This window comes from Paludibacter propionicigenes WB4 (assembly GCF_000183135.1).
Lineage (GTDB): Bacteria > Bacteroidota > Bacteroidia > Bacteroidales > Paludibacteraceae > Paludibacter > Paludibacter propionicigenes.
In genome coordinates this window covers 2,538,667-2,560,554 of sequence record NC_014734.1, presented here as the reverse complement: position 1 = coordinate 2,560,554, position 21,888 = coordinate 2,538,667, and the positions used below count along the sequence as shown (strand labels likewise).

17 protein-coding genes are annotated in these 21,888 nt (G+C 40.1%); 3 read left to right on the top strand and 14 right to left on the bottom strand.

The genetic code is table 11. From position 1 onward, the window contains the following. Positions 1–77 precede the first annotated feature (77 nt). Complete coding sequence (locus PALPR_RS10560) at positions 78–605, bottom strand: hypothetical protein (protein ID WP_148226466.1); 528 nt, start codon at positions 603–605, stop codon at positions 78–80. 116 nt (positions 606–721) lie between these two features. Further along, on the bottom strand, positions 722–1,111 hold the full coding sequence (locus tag PALPR_RS10555) for a hypothetical protein (RefSeq protein ID WP_013445614.1): 390 nt from the start codon (positions 1,109–1,111) through the stop codon (positions 722–724). A 164-nt stretch (positions 1,112–1,275) separates the two neighbouring features. Between PALPR_RS10555 and ppnP the strand changes: the two genes are divergently transcribed. Both ppnP and PALPR_RS10545 read left to right on the top strand, forming a co-directional pair. After that, positions 1,276–1,557, top strand: a complete 282-nt coding sequence (gene ppnP, locus PALPR_RS10550; protein WP_013445613.1) for a pyrimidine/purine nucleoside phosphorylase — start codon at positions 1,276–1,278, stop codon at positions 1,555–1,557. Positions 1,558–1,725: 168 nt separating this feature from the next. Beyond that, positions 1,726–2,571 (top strand): Cof-type HAD-IIB family hydrolase, encoded by an 846-nt coding sequence (locus tag PALPR_RS10545; protein ID WP_013445612.1) that lies wholly within the window; start codon positions 1,726–1,728, stop codon positions 2,569–2,571. Between the two features lie 90 nt (positions 2,572–2,661). On the opposite strand, the gene trpS is transcribed toward PALPR_RS10545, so the two are convergent. The 7 genes from trpS to PALPR_RS10510 form a co-directional block, all read right to left on the bottom strand. Next, complete coding sequence (gene trpS / locus PALPR_RS10540; RefSeq protein WP_013445611.1) at positions 2,662–3,657, bottom strand: tryptophan--tRNA ligase; 996 nt, start codon at positions 3,655–3,657, stop codon at positions 2,662–2,664. A gap of 136 nt (positions 3,658–3,793) precedes the next feature. Continuing rightward, on the bottom strand, positions 3,794–4,249 hold the full coding sequence (locus PALPR_RS10535; RefSeq protein WP_013445610.1) for an AsnC family transcriptional regulator: 456 nt from the start codon (positions 4,247–4,249) through the stop codon (positions 3,794–3,796). A 266-nt stretch (positions 4,250–4,515) separates the two neighbouring features. Then, positions 4,516–5,454 (bottom strand): BamJ family beta-barrel-assembly machinery protein, encoded by a 939-nt coding sequence (locus PALPR_RS10530; protein WP_013445609.1) that lies wholly within the window; start codon positions 5,452–5,454, stop codon positions 4,516–4,518. Between the two features lie 30 nt (positions 5,455–5,484). Next, on the bottom strand, positions 5,485–6,036 hold the full coding sequence (locus PALPR_RS10525) for a hypothetical protein (protein WP_013445608.1): 552 nt from the start codon (positions 6,034–6,036) through the stop codon (positions 5,485–5,487). 46 nt (positions 6,037–6,082) lie between these two features. Then, entirely contained in the window at positions 6,083–6,913 is an 831-nt protein-coding gene (locus PALPR_RS10520; protein ID WP_013445607.1) for a BamJ family beta-barrel-assembly machinery protein, read from the bottom strand. Positions 6,914–6,950: 37 nt separating this feature from the next. After that, positions 6,951–7,541 (bottom strand): BamJ family beta-barrel-assembly machinery protein, encoded by a 591-nt coding sequence (locus PALPR_RS10515; protein ID WP_336433309.1) that lies wholly within the window; start codon positions 7,539–7,541, stop codon positions 6,951–6,953. Positions 7,542–7,760: 219 nt separating this feature from the next. Next, on the bottom strand, positions 7,761–15,194 hold the full coding sequence (locus PALPR_RS10510) for a lamin tail domain-containing protein (RefSeq protein ID WP_013445604.1): 7,434 nt from the start codon (positions 15,192–15,194) through the stop codon (positions 7,761–7,763). Positions 15,195–15,447: 253 nt separating this feature from the next. On the opposite strand from PALPR_RS10510, the gene PALPR_RS10505 reads away from it, so the two are divergent. Then, entirely contained in the window at positions 15,448–16,458 is a 1,011-nt protein-coding gene (locus PALPR_RS10505; RefSeq protein WP_013445603.1) for an aspartate-semialdehyde dehydrogenase, read from the top strand. Between the two features lie 86 nt (positions 16,459–16,544). On the opposite strand, the gene PALPR_RS10500 is transcribed toward PALPR_RS10505, so the two are convergent. The 5 genes from PALPR_RS10500 to PALPR_RS10475 all read right to left on the bottom strand — a co-directional run bounded on the left by PALPR_RS10500 (position 16,545) and on the right by PALPR_RS10475 (position 21,716). Further along, positions 16,545–16,910 (bottom strand): twin-arginine translocation signal domain-containing protein, encoded by a 366-nt coding sequence (locus PALPR_RS10500; RefSeq protein WP_013445602.1) that lies wholly within the window; start codon positions 16,908–16,910, stop codon positions 16,545–16,547. A gap of 68 nt (positions 16,911–16,978) precedes the next feature. After that, a complete protein-coding gene (locus tag PALPR_RS10495) occupies positions 16,979–17,533 on the bottom strand; it encodes a hemerythrin domain-containing protein (protein WP_171805037.1) in 555 nt (184 codons plus the stop codon). A 713-nt stretch (positions 17,534–18,246) separates the two neighbouring features. Continuing rightward, positions 18,247–18,912, bottom strand: a complete 666-nt coding sequence (locus PALPR_RS15445) for a TonB family protein (protein WP_013445600.1) — start codon at positions 18,910–18,912, stop codon at positions 18,247–18,249. A 132-nt stretch (positions 18,913–19,044) separates the two neighbouring features. Next, the gene (locus PALPR_RS10480) at positions 19,045–19,617 is read right to left on the bottom strand and encodes a four helix bundle suffix domain-containing protein (RefSeq protein WP_013445599.1); all 573 of its coding nucleotides are present in this window, start codon (positions 19,615–19,617) and stop codon (positions 19,045–19,047) included. 122 nt (positions 19,618–19,739) lie between these two features. Beyond that, on the bottom strand, positions 19,740–21,716 hold the full coding sequence (locus PALPR_RS10475; protein ID WP_013445598.1) for a DUF2075 domain-containing protein: 1,977 nt from the start codon (positions 21,714–21,716) through the stop codon (positions 19,740–19,742). Between the last annotated feature and the right edge of the window lie 172 nt (positions 21,717–21,888).

The following is a 21,888-nucleotide window of genomic DNA, read 5'->3' as shown; positions in this document are numbered from 1 at the left end:
TAAAGTATAAGAAATGCATTAAAAGAAGAAACCGTTTTATAATTTCTTCTTTTAATGCAGCTGACTTTACAGGATTCTTACTTTGACTTTATTGAAGCCAGCATCACGGCTTCAGCTTGGGAATGGTTTTTTACGTCAGTAATATTTACATATTCCGACCCCAGGTAAGCTATCACTTGTGAAAGGCATATATTTCCGTCCGGAGTTGCCATTACCGATAATTTCAACCCATCGCTCACCGAAGTTTTTAGATTTTTTACTTCATCTATCCGACTTTCAGCCATCAGATTAACCAGCTTATTCTGTTCGCCCGGTTGAAAATAAATCTGCGTAAGTTTCAGTTTCTGACCACTCACTGCTGAGTAATAATGATCTTTCCTAAAAAAGAACATTAAAACACCAATGATTAAAAACACCGAGCCCAATATAAAAAGGAAATGAGGCAGAGCATCGCTAGTTTTCCAATCGAAAGAGGTGTAAATACTAAAAGATACAACTCCAAGAACGATTAGCGATAAAGACCAAACGAAAGAAGACTTTTGTTTATACAAAGTATTTTTGTCCATGTTCTCCAGAACATGTGTAATTGATTTTTTATTTTCCATGAGGATATAATAATTCAAAGCGAACATAACAGGTATATTCACCATTGTTTATAGTAATTTTTAATTGAAAAAAGGAAATTTTTTGCTCAGAAATCAGAGCATTGAAAGTTTGAGAATCAAATCAGGAGTTTTCGGAGATGGTACAGATAATACCCATCCAACTGTTTAAAAGATGATTTCAGCAGAAAAAGCGTATATCCGGTTGAAATCCGGAGATGTATCAACTGAGCAGAACGGATTAGCCGCAATGTATTGGCAGAAGAAGATAAAACACGATTAGTAATTTGCTGAAAAGCATTGGAAATACGAACCTGCTCATTGCCTACTCCAACCGACAAAAGAATGTCTGCTGCCGACAAAGTAAATCGCTCTTGATCAGTCGGTAATGCTTTCTGATTGTGCCCAGAAACATTAGTTTCGAAACCCTTCCGGAATGATGTGAAAGTATAAGTCACTCCGATAAACAAAGTGACCGCAACCAGACAATATGAAAGAAAGCGTCTCATGTTGCAAAAATACAAAAATAAAAGACTTCATCCAATTCCGAAATAATTTTGGGAAAGCTAACTATTTGTAATATACGAGGAATATTCTATCTTTGCAATAAAAATACAGTTTTTACCCCAATAGTGAATAATAATAAAATATAAATACAAAAAAGCAATATCTTATGTTTAAAACAAATCAATACTTTGATGGAAAAGTGGTTTCTATCGGGTTGGAATCAAATGAAGGAACTGCAACAGTAGGTGTAATGGCAGCAGGCGAATATGAATTCGGAACGGGTACCGTTGAAGTTATGACTGTGATTTCCGGCCAACTCACTATTCAGCAACCTGACGAAACAGAATGGAAGACTTACAAAAAATTTGAAAGTTTCGTGGTAGCAAAAGATGTAAAATTCAAAGTAAAATGTACCGAAGATACCCCATATCTTTGTCTGTATAAATAAAACACCAAATTCCTAAAGGGATTTAAAGAAAGAGCTTGTTTCCGATTCGAAACAAGCTCTTTCGATTATTTTATATTCATGAATCAAAGCGGTTTAATTATCAATGATACATTGCGAATTCTTCATTAATACCGTATCTTTGCACCGAAATTAAAACAACTTTCGACAATGTCAAATTACGATGAAACGGAGACTTCAAAAACGTTTGAAGTTGACTATAAAATGCTGGTTCTCGATCTCGACGATACCTTGCTTCGGGATGATCACAGTATTTCCTCCCGCAACAAAAAACTATTGACCGAAGCGCAAGAAAAAGGCGTAAAAGTAGTGTTAGCTTCCGGTCGTCCCACGCAAGCCATGCTGCAATATGCCGAGGAACTTCAGCTTGCCTCCTTCGATTCATACCTCATTTCGTTCAACGGAGCTGTGGTTACGTCGATGAAAAACAATGAAATTTTGTTTCAGAAAAACCTCACACGCGATGAAATTCACAGCTTGTACGATTTTAGCATTACCAATAACGTGCACATTATCACCTATTCCAACAAAGGAATAGTGAGCGAAACCGATTCGGAATACATCGACGTGGAATTGAACCTCACAGGCATTCCCCACCACAAAGTACCTTCCTTTAAAAGCGAAATTACCGGTTCCGCGGTCAAATGTATTTTGCTTGAAGATCCCTCCTTCCTCAGACAGGTAGAGAAAAAGCTAAAAGCAGAACGCACCGACTTGAGCGTGGCTCGTTCCAAACCATTCTTTCTGGAAGTAATGCCACACGGTATCGATAAAGCTGCCAGCATTGATTTCCTTGCAAAAAAACTAGACATTGAACAACACGAAGTAATAGCAGTTGGCAATGCCGGAAATGATCTTTCCATGATTCAATATGCCGGACTGGGAGTTTGGGTAGATAATGTTACTCCCGAACTTCGACACGAGGCCGATGTGATAGTAGCTTCCAATAACAACGATGGTGTAGCCGAAGTAGTAGAACGTTTTATATTGAAATAGAATTCTACCGAATGAGATATTAATGCTATAATTGCTAAAAAAGCCTGTTCTCAAAAAGAACAGGCTCTATATCTATCTGGAAAAATTTCTTTAGAAACGCTTAAATCCGATTATTTCGCGCACATCACGAATGGTCTTAGCTGCGCTTTCCTGCGCTTTTTCTTTGCCCATACGTGCAACCTTGGAAATGTACTCTTCGTTGCTTGAAATCTCTTTAATTCGCTCGTAGAACGGTGCTGTAAAAGCAATCATATCCTGTGCCAACTGCTTCTTCATATCTCCATAGCGAATCTGACAAGTATTGTACTGCTCATCAAAGAAAGCCAGCGTTTCAGGAGCCGATACCACTTTCATTAATTGGAAAATGTTCTGAATAGCTTCCGGCTTAGCCTGATTAGGTTCGGTTGGACCCGCATCAGTAACAGCTTTCATCACCTTCTTACGAATAGCTTCCGGTTCATCTGCCAAATAAATGGCATTTCCTTCTCCTTCCGATTTTCCCATTTTCCCACTTCCATTCAGTCCGGGTATTTTTACCAGTTCATTACCAAAATTGAAAGCTTGCGGTTCGGGGAAATAGTCCACATTATATAATCTGTTGAAACGATTTCCGAAAGTACGAGTCATTTCCAAGTGCTGTTCCTGATCCTTTCCAACTGGCACCTTAGTAGCCCGATGAATAAGAATATCCGCGGCCATAAGCGTTGGGTAGGTCAACAGTCCTGAATTTACGTTTTCCGGCTGCTGGCGAATCTTGTCTTTAAATGAAGTACAACGTTCCAACTCACCGATATAAGCATTCATATTCAGGAACAAATATAATTCAACAACTTCAGGGACATCACTTTGAATATAGAGAGTTGATTTTTCAGGATCAAGACCGGCAGCCAGATATTCCACCAAAATCTGACGGACATTTCCATGCAAATCGTGCGGTGTAGGATGCGTGGTAAGTGAGTGATAATCGGCAATAAAAAAATAGCAATTATGCTCATTCTGCATGCTGATAAAATTGCGCAATGCGCCAAAATAATTTCCTAAGTGAAGGTTTCCGGTCGGCCTGATGCCGCTAACAACTGTTTCCATTTTTTCTTTCAAGTGACGTGTTACAAGTTACGTTTACATGAAAGTAAACGGGTAAACAAGTAAACGATATATTTTAATATTAATTGAGTCAGAACACTGAACCTCTGACTATAAAACACATTTTATAAACTACCCATTATTCTATCGGAATAGTTCTTTTGATTCGTTGATCAAGCGAAGTAAGTGTTTCGGTGGTTGCTACTCCGGGAATTTCCTGAATTTTTCCGTTAAGCAATTCCATCAAATGGATGTCATTTTTAGCGTAAAGTTTAATCAGGATGGTATACGAACCAAGAGTATATTGCGATTCTACAATTTCGGGAATTTTTTCTAGCTCGTCAACAACTTCTTTGTACATCGAGCCACGCTCAAGGGTTATTCCAATATAAACACACATTTGGAATCCGAGCATCTTAGGATTCACATTGTAACCTGAACCTGTGATAACATCAATATCAATCAATCGTTGAACACGTTGATGAATAGCTGCTCGTGAAACTCCACACTCTTCAGCCACATCTTTGAAGGGCATACGAGCATTCTTAGTGATAATTTGCAAAATCTTGCGGTCTAATTGGTCTATCTTTTCCATGGTTGCTGATGTTAGTCGTTAATATGCTTGGTTTTATGTATAATATGCTTATGAATATTCAATTAATAACGTCGGCTGCTGCCTTTAAGTTTATCATTTAGCCAGCAAAATTACATATAATAAATGGAAAGTGAAAGATTATATTCATGAATATCTCAAAAGTTAGGATAAAAGATAGTTTTTTAGCTTAAGTTACTGTCTTTTTGATAAAAAAATTAGCCGAAGTGAAATTCACTTCGGCTAACCAAATTAGTTACAAACAAAAATTATCTTCTTTGTTGTTGCATTTGTTGTTGAAGCTGTTTAATCTGCTCAGCACTCAATTGCTGTTGTGCAGGTTCATCTTTTTCTATTGAAATCAATTCGATATCAAAAATCAACGTAGAGAAAGGTTTGATAGCACCACGATCAGTAGCACCATAAGCCAACTGTTGAGGTACAAATACTTTATATTTTGAACCTACAGGCATTAATTTTAAAACTTCTGTCCAGCCTTTGATAACCTGATTAACAGGGAATACAACAGGTTCTTTACGGTCAACTGAACTATCAAATACTGTTCCGTTAATCAAAGTTCCGTGATAGTGTACTTTTACTTTGCTTGTTTCAGTAGGGATAGGACCGTTACCTTTAGTGATAACCTGATATTGCAATCCGCTGGCAGTAGTAATCACTCCCGGTTTTTTTGCATTTTCCTTGAGGAATTTTTCATTTTCGGCTTTTTGCGCACCAAATTTTTTCTCCATGCTTGCAGCCATACGAGCAGCCATGGCTTTGTTGAAATAAGCTTGTGCTTCAATTGCTGTCATTTGAACTTTTGAACCTTTCAAGCCATTAATTAAACCTTGTTTAATCAAATCGATATCAACTTTCAGCGTTGAGTCACCCAATAAACCTTTGGTCTTTTGTTGTTTTAGAGCAGTTCCGATTTCAGTACCAACTTCTGCAATTTTAGCAGTTTCCTTATCAAGTTTACCTTTGGTTGATTCGTCTATACCAGCCAAGATAGATTCGATTGCTTTTTTCGCAGAATCACCTTTAACATAATTAGTCTTCAGATTATCACCATAAGCTACACCAAGTGCATAATTCAAACTGTCATTTTCTGTTTTTAATGTTGGCAATTGGGGTTTGTTGCTATTGCATGAAGAAAACGCAAATGCGGCTACTAAAGCCACCGCAATAAATATATTCAGTTTTTTCATTTTTCTGTTTATTATTTTTTATTTGAACTATTATTTAACTGGTTGCTGTGGTGCTTGTTGAGGCGCTTGTTGTGGTGCTCCCTGACCCTGAGGCATTTGTTGCTGACCTTGACTCTGCATCTGTTGTTTCATCATTTCCTGTTGACGTTTCATCATCGCTTTTTGGATATAGTCCTGAGCTTGTTTAGAAGTCATGCCTTTATCAAAGCCGTTGATTCCGTTGACCAAACCTTGTCTAACCAGTTTTTCATTGAATTTAATAGTTGAATCGCCCATAAATCCACTTGCTTTTTGTTGTTTAATAGCAGTTCCCACTTTGGTTCCCAAGGTGTACATTTCGCCTTTATCCGAGCTTTTGTACGCTTTATCCAATGCTTTAATCATTGCTGCTACTGGTTTATTCGAGCTATCAGATTTCAAAAAAGAACTTTTAAGATTCTCTCCGTTAAACAATCCGAGTGTATAGTTCAAACTGTCATTTTGAGTTTTCAAAGTGACGGTTTTTGCTTCGTATTTACTGCACGAAGCAAGTAAGAAAATGGCAACCAAAGCTACCAACGATAAAATACCTTGTTTTTTCATTTGATTTTCAATTTTATAAATTTCTATTATTTCTTTTGTTCCAAAGTTATTTCTTAGCTTTACTAGTCACTTTGGGTTTAATAGCAGCTTTTTGGGGTGTAACAGCTTTTTTTGCTTTAACGTCGACTACCAGAGCTTGAACTGCCGGTTTGATCGAAAGTAATTCAACTTCAAATATAAGAGTTGCATATCCGGGAATAGCTCCGTTGCCGTATCCGTTTTCTCCATATCCAAGGTTATAAGGGATGAAGAATTTGTATTTTGAACCGACAGACATTAACTGCACACCTTCTGTCCAACCGGGAATAACCTGATTAAGTGGAAATGTAACCGGTTCGCCACGATCTAAAGAGCTGTCAAATTTGGTACCATCTACCAAAAATCCCTGATAGTGAACAGTTACCGAGTCTGTAGCTTTAGGCTTTGGACCATCTTTAAGTGTCAACACTTTGTATTGTAATCCGCTGGCAGTAGTCTGAACTCCTTCAGCAGTCTTATTATCAATCAAAAACTTCTGATTAGCTGTTTTACGGGCTTCCAGTTCCTTTGTTTGTTCTCTGGTAATGTAGTTACGGAAAAAAGCTGTTGCAGCATCCATTTTCATCAAAGCTGAATCACCTTTCAACGCAGTTACAAATCCTTTAATGATTAAATCAATATTTGATTTTCCTCCAGGGATTGCTTTGAGGCTCTTTGAAAAATCTGCTCCTACATTCAATCCGAATGCATAACTCATCGAATCCACTTCGTTAGTCATAACTGTTACAGGCTCCTGAATCACCGGAGCAACAGCTGTTTTTTCAGGTTTTTTGCTTTTTGCATTCACAGAGGTCAATGTCAAACCTACTGCCGCAATTAATAAAATACTTCTCTTCATTATTTTTTCTATGATTTTTAAGATTAATTTCTTGTAGTTACACTATATCAAGTAGCTCCACTTCAAAAACCAGTGTTGAATGAGGGGCAATAGCTTGTCCTGCTCCTTGCTCACCGTAAGCGAGGTCTGATGGGATAAATAATTTCCATTTTGAACCTACAGGCATCAATTGCAATGCTTCAACCCAACCACTGATTACCTGAGTTACTCCGAAAGTAGCCGGCTCGCCACGACTTACCGAACTGTCGAACACGGTTCCATCTATTAACGTTCCATGATAATGCACTTTTACTGAATCAGCTGCGCTTGGTACGGCGCCTTCTCCTTTAGTTAATACTTCGTATTGCAATCCACTGGCCAAAGTAGTCACTTCGGCACGCTTAGCATTAGCTTCCAAAAAGGCTTTACCTTCGCCCTGAGCTTTTTCAGCCATTTTGGCTTGCAGGTTTTGAAAAAATTCACCGATAATTGTTTGAGCTTCCTGATAACTGATTTCAGGCTCTTTTTGCTCCATAACATCCTGAATTCCTTTAGCCATCTGAGCATAATCCAGCGATTTAACACCACTTCCTAACAGGTTATTACCCAAACTCAAGCCCAATGCATAACTTACTTTCTTCATTTCAATAGTTTTAAATTAATCCTGAACATGGAATGACAGAAACAGGATTAGTTCTGATTATAATTTATCTTATTATTTTCAAACACAGAAATTTAAATATCGCGGTTATTATTTATCGCAAATCAATTTCAGGTGGTTTTTTATTCTGCCCTATGTCTCAGGAGTTTAAAAAAACGCTGCAAAGATAGCTGATTTGTTGGACAATAACACGTTAATATTTCAAAATTATCGAGTTGAAACTACAATAGGTAATTTTATGATTTTTTTTGCTCCTGTTTGGGGATTAAACATCTCTACATAAAGCACATAAATACCGGAATTTGCAATCTTACCCTTGTCGGTTCGTCCATCCCAGGTCAGAAAACCCTCAGAAGAAAGTAAAATGCTTGAAGCCAATTGATACACTTTCATCCCAACCTGATTTAGAATTAACACATTTGCCACATATCCGGTGGTATCGGTTTTATAACGTATAAAACAAACATCATTTACCCCATCATTATCCGGAGAAAATGCTTCTGGGTCAGTTCGGAAAATTTTCGGATCAACTTCACTCACGGAAATATCCCGATACTGAGAATTTTGGTATCCGGGTGTACCGTAGTTTACTTCGGAAGCTGCCGAATGCCACGAAGCAGCGCTTTGAGTGGGTAATGACGGATTAATACGCTCAAGCGCCACTCCTTTTGGATGTTTCACGAATGCATTATGCCACTTCACATTATAATTCAATTCATCGTAAATCGTATCTTTGGCTGCACTCGCCAAAACTAACGTGGAACTCTCGTTATTCAGTGATGACCAGTTTCCGGTTACAGTCAGGATATTGGCTTCGGCAGGACAATGATGATAATTTTTTACTGAGTCGGCATTAGCACACAGAGCCAGATAAGCATGTGGTAGCAACCAGGTTTTCAGTGGAACTTTGCTACCGGTATTCAGTGTCCCGTCAGTTTTTCGGGTGGTAACTACCAGGTTGGAGATATCCAACAGTTTGTCCGATTTGTTGTACAGCTCCACATATTCAAGAGAGTTCAGCGGATTTTCAAACATCACTTCGTTCAGTATCAGATCTCCCACTGCTTTTTGTTCTACGATTCCGATACTTCGGGTAGTTTCCATAAGCGCATTTCCAGCTAGGTCTGTTAGCCCTGAAAGTTGTAGTTTATAGATTTTTCCTTTTTCAAAGTTAGACGTAAAAATCAAATCAATACTCTTTTTATCATCCGAAATCGATATCGTTGTAGGAGTGTTTATTCCTTGATCTACACTGAAAGTTGCTTTCCTTACATCCATTCCTTCTGAGAAAACCAACTTTAATTTATTCGGCTGTTCGAGGTTGAGCGAAGTCCAAATCGGAGCTTCTGTGTCAACATACACCGAGTTGGCAAATCCGGGGGTACCGTTGTTGGTAGAAGCGGAAACACAGGAATGCCAGGAAAACTGATTTTGCGTTGGCAGATCGGAGCCACTTCGCTCCAGTGAAATTCCCTTCGGGTTCGTCACCCACGTGTTATGCCACTTCACATTATAATTCAATTCATCGTAGATCGTATCCTTGGCAACACTAGCCAAAACCAAGGTCGAACTTTCGTTATTCAATGCCGACCAGCTTCCGGTTACTGTTAGGATATTACTTTCAACTAAGCATTTGTGATAGTTCCGAACCGAATCAGCATTAGCACACAAAGCCAGATAAGCATGCGGTAGCAACCATGTTTTCGGTGGGACTTTACTACCGGGATTCAACGTGCCGTCGGTTTTTCGGGTTGTAACTACCAAGTTCGAAACATCCAACAATTTTTCGGATTTGTTGTAAATCTCAATATATTCCAGAGAGTTCAGTGGATTTTCAAACATCACTTCATTCAGTATCAAATCTCCAACTCCTTTTTGTTCTACGATTCCTATGCTTCGGTTACTCTCTGCTAAGGCATTTCTGGCAAGATCGGTTAATCCTGAGAGTTGTAATTTGTAGATTTTTCCTTTATCAAAGTTTGATGTAAAAGTCAAATCAACAGTTTTCTTATCATCCGAAAGAGTTTTGGATGATGGAGTACCGAGGTTATTATCAACAGTAAACACAGCCTTACTCACATCCATTGCCTCTGAGAAAACCAACTTTAATTTATTAGGTTGCTCTAACGTAAAACTTGTCCAGACTGGAGCTTCTGTGTCGACATACACCGAGTTGGTAAATCCGGGGGTACCGTTATTATTGGCAGTAGAAACGCAAGAATGCCAGGAAAATTGATTTTGTGTTGGCAGATCCGGAGCGCTTCGTTCAAGTGATATTCCCTTCGGGTTGGTCACCCATGAGTTATGCCATTTTGTGTTGTAAGCCAACTCATCATAAATGGTATCTTTGGCTGCACTGGCCAAAACCAACGTGGAACTCTCGTTATTTAGTGGATACCAACTTCCGGTACCTGTAAGAACATTGGCTTCTGCAGGACAATGATGGTAGTTCCTTACCGAATCAGCATTAGCACACAGAGCCAGATAAGCATGCGGTAACATCAATGTTTTTTGTGGAACTTTGCTTCCTGTGTTCAGCGAGCCATCGGTCTTGCGGGTGGTGATTACGATATTAGAAACATCCAGTAGTTTATCCGATTTATTATAAAGCTCCACATATTCCAGCGAGTTCAACGGATTTTCAAACATGACTTCGTTCAGAATCAGTTCACCCACTGCTTTTTGTTCTACGATTCCGATAGTTCGGAAGGTTTCTGCCAAGGCATTTCCGGCGAGATCTGTTAGGACTGAGAGTTGCAGTTTATAGAGCTTTCCTTTCTCAAAGTTCGATGAAAAAATTAAATTAACAGTCTTCTTGTCCTCCGAAAGAGTTATGGTTGTAGGAGCATTTATTCCCTGATCTACACTGAAAACGGCTTTACTCACATCCATCCCTTCAGAAAATACCAGTTTCAGTTTATTGGGTTGTTCGAGACTAAACAAAGTCCAAGTTGGAGCTTCCGAGTCAACATACACCGAATTGGTAAATCCTGGTGTGCCGTTGTTAGTGGCAGTGGAAACGCAGGAATGCCACGAGAACTGATTCTGCGTTGGCAGATCCGATCCGCTTCGCTCGAGTGATATTCCTTTCGGATTCGTTACCCACGTGTTATGCCACTTCACGTTGTAAGCAAGTTCATCGTAAATGGTATCTTTAGCTGCATTGGCCAACACAAGTGTAGAACCGGTATTATTGAGTGAATACCAACTGCTTGTTGTTAGAATATTAGCTTCAGTAGAACAATGATGATAATTCCTCACCGAATCGGCATTGCCGCATAAAGCCAGATAAGTGTGTGGCAGCAACCATGTTTTCAGTGGAACTTTGCTGCCGGTATTCAGTGTGCCGTCGTTTTTTCGGGTAGTGATTACGATGTTGGAAACATCCAGCAGTTTGTCTGATTTATTGTAAATCTCAATATATTCTAGAGAATTCAGTGGATTCTCAAACATGACTTCGTTCAGGATCAGATCACCCACCGCTTTTGGTTCTACTATTCCGATAGTTCGGAAGGTTTCCGTCAAGGCATTTCCGGCGAGATCAGTCAATCCAGAAAGTTGCAGTTTGTAGATTTTACCTTTCTCAAAGTTCGATGCAAAAGTCAAATCAACAGTCTTCTTATCATCCGAAACCGTTATGGAAGATGGAGTTCCGAAGTTATTATCAACGCTAAACGCAGCTTTACTCACATCCATTGCCTCCGAGAAAACTAACTTTAATTTATTTGGTTGCTCGAGGTTGAGCGAAATCCAGTTCGGAGCTTCCGTGTCAACATATACCGAGTTGGAAAATCCTGGAGTTCCGTTGTTGGTGGCAGTGGAAACGCTGGAATGCCATGAGAACTGATTTTGCGTTGGCAGATTCGGAGCGCTTCGCTCCAGCGATATTCCTTTCGGATTCGTTACCCACGTGTTATGCCACTTCACGTTGTAATTCAATTCATCGTAAATCGTATCTTTGGCTGCACTAGCCAAAACCAACGTGGAACTTTCATTATTCAGTGCCGTCCAGCTTCCGGTTGCATTCAGGATATTGGCTCCGGTGGGACAATGGTGATAATTCCGCACCGAATCAGCATTAGCACACAGAGCCAGATAAGCATGCGGTAACAACCATGTTTTTGGGGGAACCTTGCTACCGGTATTCAGGGTGCCATCGGTTTTTCGGGTGGTAACCACGATATTGGAAACATCCAGCAGTTTATCTGATTTGTTGTAAAGCTCTACATACTCCAGCGAGTTCAGCGGATTTTCAAACATGACTTCGTTCAAGATCAGGTCACCCACAGCTTTCGGTTCTACGATTCCGATAGTTCGAAAGGTTTCTACTAAGGCATTTCCGGCCAGGTCGGTTAATCCTGAGAGTTGCAGTTTGTATATTTTCCCTTTTTCAAAGTTCGATGCAAAAGTCAAATCAACAGTTTTCTTATCATCCGAAAGGGTTATGGTCGATGGAGAATTTATTCCCTGATCTACACTGAAAGTTACTTTACTTACATCCATTGCCTCCGAGAAAACTAGCTTTAATTTATTCGGTTGTTCCAACGAAAAACTTGTCCAGACTGGAGCTTCTGTGTCAACATACACCGAATTGGTAAATCCGGGGGTTCCGTTATAAGTGGAAATTGAAACGCAGGAATGCCAAGAGAACTGATTTTGCGTTGGCAGGTCGAAGCCACTTCGTTCCAGTGATATTCCTTTCGGGTTCGTTACCCACGAATTATGCCATTTCGTGTTGTAAGCCAGTTCATCGTAAATTGTATCTTTGGCAGCACTTGCTAAAACCAGCGTGGAACTTTCGTTATTCAATGTCGACCAACTTCCGATTGCTGACAAAATATTGGCTTCCGCAGAACAATGATGATAATTTCTCACCGAATCTGCATTCGCACACAGAGCCAGATAAGCATGCGGTAGCAACCATGTTTTCAGGGGAACTTTGCTGCCTGTATTCAGTGTGCCGTCAGTTTTTCGGGTGGTGATTATGATATTAGAAACATCCAGTAGTTTATCCGATTTATTATAAAGCTCCACATATTCCAGCGAGTTCAACGGATTTTCAAACATCACTTCGTTCAGGATTAGATCACCAACAGCTTTTTGTTCCACAATGCCTATACTTCTGGAGTTTTCGATTAAAGCATTTCCGCCTAAATCGGTTAATCCTGAGAGTTGTAATTTGTAGATTTTTCCTTTATCAAAGTTTGATGTAAAAGTCAAATCAACAGTTTTCTTATCATCCGAAAGGGTTATGGCTGATGGAGCCCCGAGGTTGTTATCAACGCTAAAAACAGCTTTACTTACATCCATTGCCTCCGAGAAAACTAGCTTTAATTTATTCGGTTGTTCCAACGAAAAACTTGTCCAGACTGGAGCTTCTGTGTCAACATACACCGAATTGGTAAATCCGGGGGTTCCGTTATAAGTGGAAATTGAAACGCAGGAATGCCAAGAGAACTGATTTTGCGTTGGCAGGTCGAAGCCACTTCGTTCCAGTGATATTCCTTTCGGGTTCGTTACCCACGAATTATGCCATTTCGTGTTGTAAGCCAGTTCATCGTAAATTGTATCTTTGGCAGCACTTGCTAAAACCAGCGTGGAACTTTCGTTATTCAATGTCGACCAACTTCCGATTGCTGACAAAATATTGGCTTCCGCAGAACAATGATGATAATTTCTCACCGAATCTGCATTCGCACACAGAGCCAGATAAGCATGCGGTAGCAACCATGTTTTCAGGGGAACTTTGCTGCCTGTATTCAGTGTGCCGTCAGTTTTTCGGGTGGTGATTATGATATTAGAAACATCCAGTAGTTTATCCGATTTATTATAAAGCTCCACATATTCCAGCGAGTTCAACGGATTTTCAAACATCACTTCGTTCAGGATTAGATCACCAACAGCTTTTTGTTCCACAATGCCTATACTTCTGGAGTTTTCGATTAAAGCATTTCCGCCTAAATCGGTTAATCCTGAAAGTTGCAGTTTATAGATTTTACCTTTCTCAAAGTTCGATGCAAAAGTCAAATCTATCGACTTTTTATCGTCCGAAAAGGTTATGGATGATGGAGCTCCCAAGTTATTGTCAAGATTAAACACAGCCTTACTTACATCCATTGCCTCGGAGAAAACCAACTCTAATTTATTCGGTTGTTCGAGGTTGATCGAAATCCAGGTTGGAGCTTCTGTGTCAACATACACTGAGTTGGCAAATCCGGGTGTGCCGTTGTTGGTAGAAGTGGAAACGCAGGAATGCCACGAGAACTGATTTTGTGTCGGCAGGTCGGAGCCACTTCGTTCCAGAGAAATTCCCTTCGGATTCGTCACCCACGTATTATGCCATCTCACGTTGTAAGCAAGTTCATCGTAAATGGTATCTTTAGCGGCATTGGCCAACACAAGTGTAGAACCAGTATTATTGAGTGAATACCAACTGCTTGTTGTTAGAATATTAGCTTCATTAGAACAATGATGATAGTTGTGTACCGAATCGGCATTGGCACACAAAGCCAGATAGGCATGCGGAAGCAACCATGTTTTCTGTGGAACTTTACTGCCGGTGTTCAGCGTGCCATCGGTTTTTCGAGTGGTGATTACCAAGTTTGAAACATCCAGCAGTTTGTCCGATTTGTTGTACAGTTCGACATATTCCAGCGAGTTCAGCGGATTCTCAAACATCACTTCGTTCAGAATCAGATCACCGACTGCTTTTGGTTCTACAATTCCAATTTTCCGACTGGTTTCTGCAAGAACATTCCCGGCTAAATCAGCTAATCCTGTTGTTTGTAGCGTATAAAGTTTACCCTTTTCAAAATCAGTGGCAAATGTCAGTTCTAGCGTAGTTTTATCATCAGAATATACTTGCGAAGTAGGACTTCCCATTCCCTGATCAACACTAAACGCAGCAGAGCTGAAATCCATCGGTTCCGAAAAACTTAGTTTCAACTTATTGGGTTGCTCAATACTTAACCCCCTCCAGACAGGAGCTTGCCTATCCTGCGCCTTCGTTCCGCTGACTACTATATCATCAAAGTAATATTTCCAACCTGTACTCGCTGTATTTACAAACATCAATCCAAAATAAGAACTACTTGTTATGACTTTATTTTGTGCTGTTCCTTCCAGAACATAATCTGTTTCTGAAGCCAGCTTACTATATAAAGCAAAATTTCCATCGGCATCACGTGTTACTTTTATTTGCAACTCCACCGAATTTCCAACCGTCCTACCATCCGTTCCGTCAATTATTTTAGTTTTCTTTGTTCCTTCCTGCACGAACAACGACACCTCATCGGCTGTTCCACCTACCTGAACATAATATCCGTTGCAAACTGTGGTATTATCATTCTTGTCGGACGTAAGATAAATGACGGCATAATTGTTTCCTGAAGTGGAAGTGGTCATTTTTACCCAACACTCCCAAGTGGCATTTTCTATCGCTTCGGATGGGGTAAAAAGAAAAGAGGTAGACTCAGTGCTTGCTTTCGATTGAAGCTGAAAAGAGGAATTGACGTAAAAGTTGGATGTTGTGCCAACCCAATTTGGGTTATTTATAAAGTTTCCATCCAAAAAACTTTCATTCACCTGACCAAAACAAAAAATCGGCACAAAAAACACGAAAAACAGGCTTAAATTCTTCATATTGTGTGATAATTCTATTGAAATGAATTACTTTTGCAGACCATTTGGGTGACAATCGGTTCTTATTCCCGATGGAAAGTTAAGTTAGTTTTCCGATTGATGTGCAAATATATAAATAATTTCACAATACATATTAACGCTGATATTATTTATTTAATTTATACAATACAAACAATAAAATCAAAATAAAAAAAGTTTCAAATTTCGCTTCGCTGTCTCCATTCCGGATACAGGAAGTATTAAAATCAAAACAATGAGAGTAGCAATTGTAGGTGCCAGTGGCGCCGTCGGCCAGGAGTTTTTGCGTGTGTTAGCCGAACGCAATTTCCCATTGACAGAACTGAGCCTTTTTGGTTCGTCGCGCAGTGCGGGTAGTGTTTATGAGTTCAAAGGTGAAAAACTCACCGTCAAAGAGCTTAAACACGGCGACGATTTTAAACCTTTTGATTTAGTATTCACCTCTGCAGGTGCAAGTATATCCAAAGAATTTGCCGAAGATATTACCAAATTTGGTGCTGTAATGATTGATAATTCGTCGGCTTTCCGCATGGATACCGATATTCCGTTGGTAGTGCCCGAAGTAAATGCTGCCGATGCCAAAGCGCGTCCACGCGGTATTATTGCCAACCCCAACTGTACCACCATTCAGATGGTAGTGGCACTGAAAGCCATCGAAAATCTTTCGCATATCAAACGCGTACACGTTTCTACTTACCAGGCTGCATCGGGTGCCGGTGCTGCTGCTATGGACGAACTGGAATTGCAATACAAACAAGTGTTGGCAGGCGAACCCGTAACGGTAAATAAATTTGCGTACCAGTTGGCATACAACCTTATTCCGCAGGTGGACGTGTTTACCGATAACGGATACACCAAGGAAGAAATGAAAATGTACCACGAAACCCGCAAGATTATGCACTCCGACGTAGAGGTGAGTGCCACTTGCGTACGTGTACCTGCTTTGCGTGCTCACTCGGAAAGCGTATGGCTCGAAACCGAAAAACCGGTAAGCGTGGAAGAAGCACGTGCAGCATTTGCTGTAGCTCCCGGTGTGGAAATAATCGACAATCCGGCCGAAAAGAAATACCCAATGCCATTGTTCCTGTCGGGCAAAGACCCAGTACACGTGGGACGTCTGCGCAAAGATATTTCAAACCCTAACGGACTTACATTCTGGTGCGTTAGCGACCAAATCAAAAAAGGAGCTGCACTCAATGCCGTTCAGATTGCCGAATACCTGATTGCCGAAGGCGATATCAAGTAAAAAGAGTAATCTTAAAATATAAAAGACCTTGCTTCCATGAAGTAAGGTCTTTTTTTTGCGTCTTTGCGAATTTAAGAGAAACGTATTTATATCACTGTCGTTACACGCTCGGTGGCAATCATAAAATACCGTGCAAAATTCTCATCTTTCATATGTTCTATCAGCTCTTTCTGCCAGGTTTTAGCCTCTTCAGACAGTGCCACCAGTTTTTTATTGTTATCCAAATGATCGGGATCCTTTTTCTGAAATTTCGCCATTCCGTGAAACTCATCCAACCATTTTTCGTACATCTTCATAAACTTCGTTTGTTCGGGCGTAAGTTTGTATTTTTCCTTTTTATCGGTTATCAGTTCCTCCACTTGTGCCATACCTGTAGTCGACAGCACCGTAGCACCCGCTATCAGTCCCAGCTTTTTCAAAAAATCCCGACGATTTGATTCATATCCATCCATAAATATACCTGTTTAAAAATGATTCTCTGTATTATATTAGTTCTCAAATTATACTTGCTCCTTACCTCTCACTCCTCACCTCTTCCATAAACCGTCTCCAGTCCCTCTATATCGGTGATAAATTGCTGTATCTTTCCCTGTCCGTAGCTTCCTGTTTCCAGAGCCGCAAATTCGGCCAGCAAATGCTCCTGTTCGGCAGCGCTCAGCACACGGTCGGCCATGCGGAAGAGCACATTGTTTTCCTTCCCTATATGCGCCCGCAGCAGGTCAATGTAGCCCTGCATAGCGCGGTATATTGGGGGTATAGCCGTGTCGTCTCCCTGTTTGTAGCGCTCAATGCCCTCGCTCATCATCTTTACGAAGTTGCGCCCCTGCACATGCTCCTGCAGCATCACCGATATCGGCCCCTGCTCGTTCGAAAAACCCTTTTGCAGCATCAGCGGAAAAAGCAGATTTTCTTCTTTGGCATGATGAAATCCATCCGCATACTGCCGGATAAGTTTCACCACCAGTTCCATCCCCGATAAGTCGGGCGAGAGTGTCACCACCATGCGCTCCATCACATCAATCAACCGGAGTATATAGACGTGGTCGTTTTCCAGATTTTGTGTCGCCGTATTCATAAGCTCTTTCTTTTTATCCGGTGCGTTCAGACCTATGCGTAGCTCAACCACCACCTTATGCATCCGCTCTGTTACGCATCAACTGTGATTATAACTTTTTTTACCCCGTTTTGTTCAGCCACTCACCACACATTTTTCCAAAAAAAGAACAGGAACAGAGCCCGTGGTCCATTCCTGTCGTATGTTGTTTCTGAAGAATCAAAAAGTAAGTTCGGAATAACAAAAAACTCAACGTCAATTAAAAAGCAGGTTTCAGAATCCTGAAAGGATTCAATGTGAATAACCGTGGGTGCAACCCGTGGTATAGGTAAATAATAATCAGAACCCCGAACGGGGTTCAATATCCGATAACTATAGCTTGAACCCCATACAGGCTTCCGATTCAGGTACTGCTCTCTCCACGGGCTACACCCACGGTTATTGACATTTCATAACAGAACCTATAAATTCCACCCAGCTTGATAGAGGATCGACCTTGTCCGGTGAACCGAAAAACAAGGGAGGAAAGCGTAGAAATACCCACTGTTTGAAGACCATAGGGAGGAGTTTGGGTATTTTAGCTTTCAGACCGCCAGTTTTTCGAGTGAGGCGGGCACAGTCTTGACCTTTTTTGCTTCGTTTTTTGGGTCAAGCCAAAAAATGAAGTGGGGTTTGGGGCGGAAGCCCCGATAAAATACAACAACTTCTCTTAAACAGCCTCGGTACTCTCTCTCCTACTTCTTCAGCTCAAACGGTATCGAAATCAAATACTCACATTCCGTTTTACGTCCTTCGCACACTGCCGGATACCACACATCAATCATATTCACCACCCGCAGCGCTTCTTTGTCAAGTGCCGCGTCCACCGACTTGCGCACACCCGAACCCACACGCACACCTGTTCTGTCTATCCGTACACCCACCACCACAGTGCCCTGTACGCCTTCATTTTTCGCTTTCTCCGGATAAGTGAGGCTACGGCTTAGAATAAAGCTCAAATCGCCGTACATCGGAAACGGAGGCGACGATACTTCCTTTAGCTTCCATCCATTCGCCATTTTCACGCGCATCCGTGTTGAGTCGTTACGCCCCCACACATATTCCACCACGCTGTCTCTTTCAAAATTAAACCTGCGCGACACTTCGCCCGCCTTGTTGCTGAAAGTCCACACGCCCACACGCGTATTTTTCTTATACTCACCCGTAATATAGACCTTCTTGTCCGCCCCCTGCAACTGGTACGAACCCTCTTTTATACTCGGTTCGTCGTCCAGCACATAGTACGTTTCGGTCAGTTTACTCACCTTATTTTTTTCCACTACACGCTTTAGCTTTTCCTGCGCACTGCCCGCCAGAGCAAAAACACACAAAACACAGAGAATCAAATTCCGGTTTTTCATAACTATTCTTGTTTGAATTAATATTTTTTATTGTTCAAAGGTATACCTATTGTAAGTAAATACAACCTGTTTTCTGAAAGCAAATCCTCATAAGCAGTCTTTGCAAGCTCGGAACTATAAGCTTGTAACTAATTACTTCATTTTCTTCCTCACTTCCATCCTTGCTTGCGACATTCGTTCTCGCAATCCACCTTCTTCCAGAAATTCTTTTTCAAGTGTTCTTATCTGCTGCGCCAGAAGATACGAAGTTACGTTTATCAAACTTATCATCACATTGGCCGAAACTTCAGGATCGGGACTTTCAATGCCTTTCCTATACATTTCGTAAGTAGCATTCGGAGTTTTATGTTTCTCGGTAAGCTTGCCGTAATACGGATGAGCTTTATCCCAATATGTAAGCTTGTTTGTTCTCAAAAAATCCTTGTAATCAATCAACAATTCTTCAAGCGATGCCCGTGCAACATTGGTCAGTTTAATTTCCGTTTCCTTAGATGTACCTGAAGCCATACTAGCCTCAACGATATTCTGTTTCCCCGAACGCGCCGCCTGCACCATCTGGTCAATCGTTCGGTCGAATCGTTGAAAGTACTTTTTGCAAAAGTACTGCGTACCATCATAAATAATTTCCGACTTCTGGTAAGTTATCAATCGCTCGTAACCACCATGCTTGGGTATAAAACCATCTTCATTGTACTGCTTGTCCATGGCTTAATGCTTTTATTTTTATCTTAATTTCATTCTTCCCTGGCGACTTTGGGGACACTTACGACCGCTGTGCAGCGTGCAACTTTGTCGAAAAGGTCCCAAATGTCCCCCAAAACACACTGCTATATTATCTTTATCCCTATCTCTTTTAAATACTCAAAAGTACTATCATAATACTCTGACTTTCGGGTATGATCTTCTTCATTTCCTTCTGGCACAACAATCACCATACCTTGACGAGCACGTGTCAATAAAACCCTATAAGCATTTTTTAAGTATAGCTTTCGTTCCTCCTTATTGATATTCTGCCATCTATTTCCTACAAACGAATATGTTTTCCAGCCTTCGTCTGAATATCTAAAGTCACCATCCCAAGTTACACATGCCCAGTCCAACTCTAATCCTTGAACTTGAAATTCGGTTGCCACATCCTCCAAATAATAGGACGAACGAACATCATCTTTTTCACCCAAAAACCAATGTACAGGATCTGTCTCTACACGAACATCCATGGCTAGCGGTTTTAACCGGTAAGCTTGAGATGAAACAATAATTCCATATCTTTCTGAACCTCGAGCCTTTTCTCGCAGCCATTTTTTCGCTGTTTCAACATTTCTGGTTAGTACTATCGGATAATTATTTGATATTTTTGATAACGTTTCCTTAGCTTCAAACGTATTTATATCTAAAATTTGCTTGATAAAAAGTGAAACATTTTCAGCACGATAGGAACGCATTGAAACTGATAAATGTAAATTAGAATCATATTTAGCCACACATGTGCTTTCTACTTCTGCAATCGCTTCTACCGCATTATATTCACTATCTGTCAAATTCGGAGAAATACTAACTTCCCATTGGGGAAACGAATTTTTAATTGCATAAAGCCATTCAGAAATACCTGCCTCACCAGTATTTATTTCCTGGCCTCCACCAACAAGACAAACAATAACAGCCCAATCTTTATGTCTGTCAAGACAAGAAATCAGATACTCAGGCTCAGAATACTTGAAATCAGGTTGATTCTTTTTCCTTCGCATAAAATTGATTGTCTGTTCTTTATTCCACGCACGTTGAGCTTCATCAAATATAGCAACGTGGTCATAAGGCGCATTAGGGTCAATCAAATAGGCATCTCTATAATGATGAATAATTTGAATAAAAGCTTTTACACCCTCACGGGCAGAACTCTTTGTGATTCTATTTCCTTTTTCCTTTTCTTGTTGAACTTTGTCTCTCGTTAAGGCTTCTTGAAGAATAGCAACAAGCGGACCATTACCAGATAGAAAAACACTTGTTGTGGCTTGTTCTTTATCTAAATGCTTAGTGGCAATATTCAATCCTACAAGTGTTTTTCCAGCACCTGGAACACCTGTCACAAAACAAATAACTTTCTTATTTTCCGCTTGCGCATATTCAATTATTTTAGAAACAGAATTAGTAGTATCTGTCAAATTTTTAGCGTCAGCATCCCTCCTTGTTATTTCATCTACCGAGTGATTTTTATACATCGAAACAGCTGCTTCAATTATTGTCGGAGTTGGAGAATAGCTACCTTTTATATATTCATCACCATCAATATCTAGATTAGTTGCTAGGTTTAGAAGGCAATATTTAACCACCTCACTAAAATTTATTTTATTTGCTTTTAATGGCTTAATTAATTGGTCTTCATGTGATGTTTCAATAATTTGAATGGCTAAATCTTTCGCTTCTGTTGCTAAAAGAATTGGAACCAAAACTGCGCAGTGACTTGGTTTATGGAAGTTTTTTAAATCAAGAGCATAATCCCAAACCTGATCATAGTTTGCACTCAGATATTCTTTTTCACCAACCTTGAATTCGATCACAAAAACAATATTTTGAATAATCAAAATGCAATCAACACGCTTACCCATTCGAGGAATTGAGAACTCAAAATAAATCATTCCTTCTAATCCTACAAGTGACTTTTTCAAAATTTCAATTTGTTGCTTCCAGGATTTATTCTGATTCGTATTTGAATCAAATTGATTTGAAAGAGTGATTGCTCCAATTATTTCTTCCGTATTTTTTCGGAAAAAGTTATCTATAGTATCACCAAAATAATAGTTCAGCATCTAGAGTTGAGTTTAGATTCATCTTTATATTTTTACAAAACTAGTCATTAACTTCTAATTTTGCAATAAAAACAATGAATTTAAATTTAAACACCTATATTACAAAGACTTATATAACATATATGTGAAGATATAAGATTTAAAGCACAGAAATAAAATAATCGATACTACA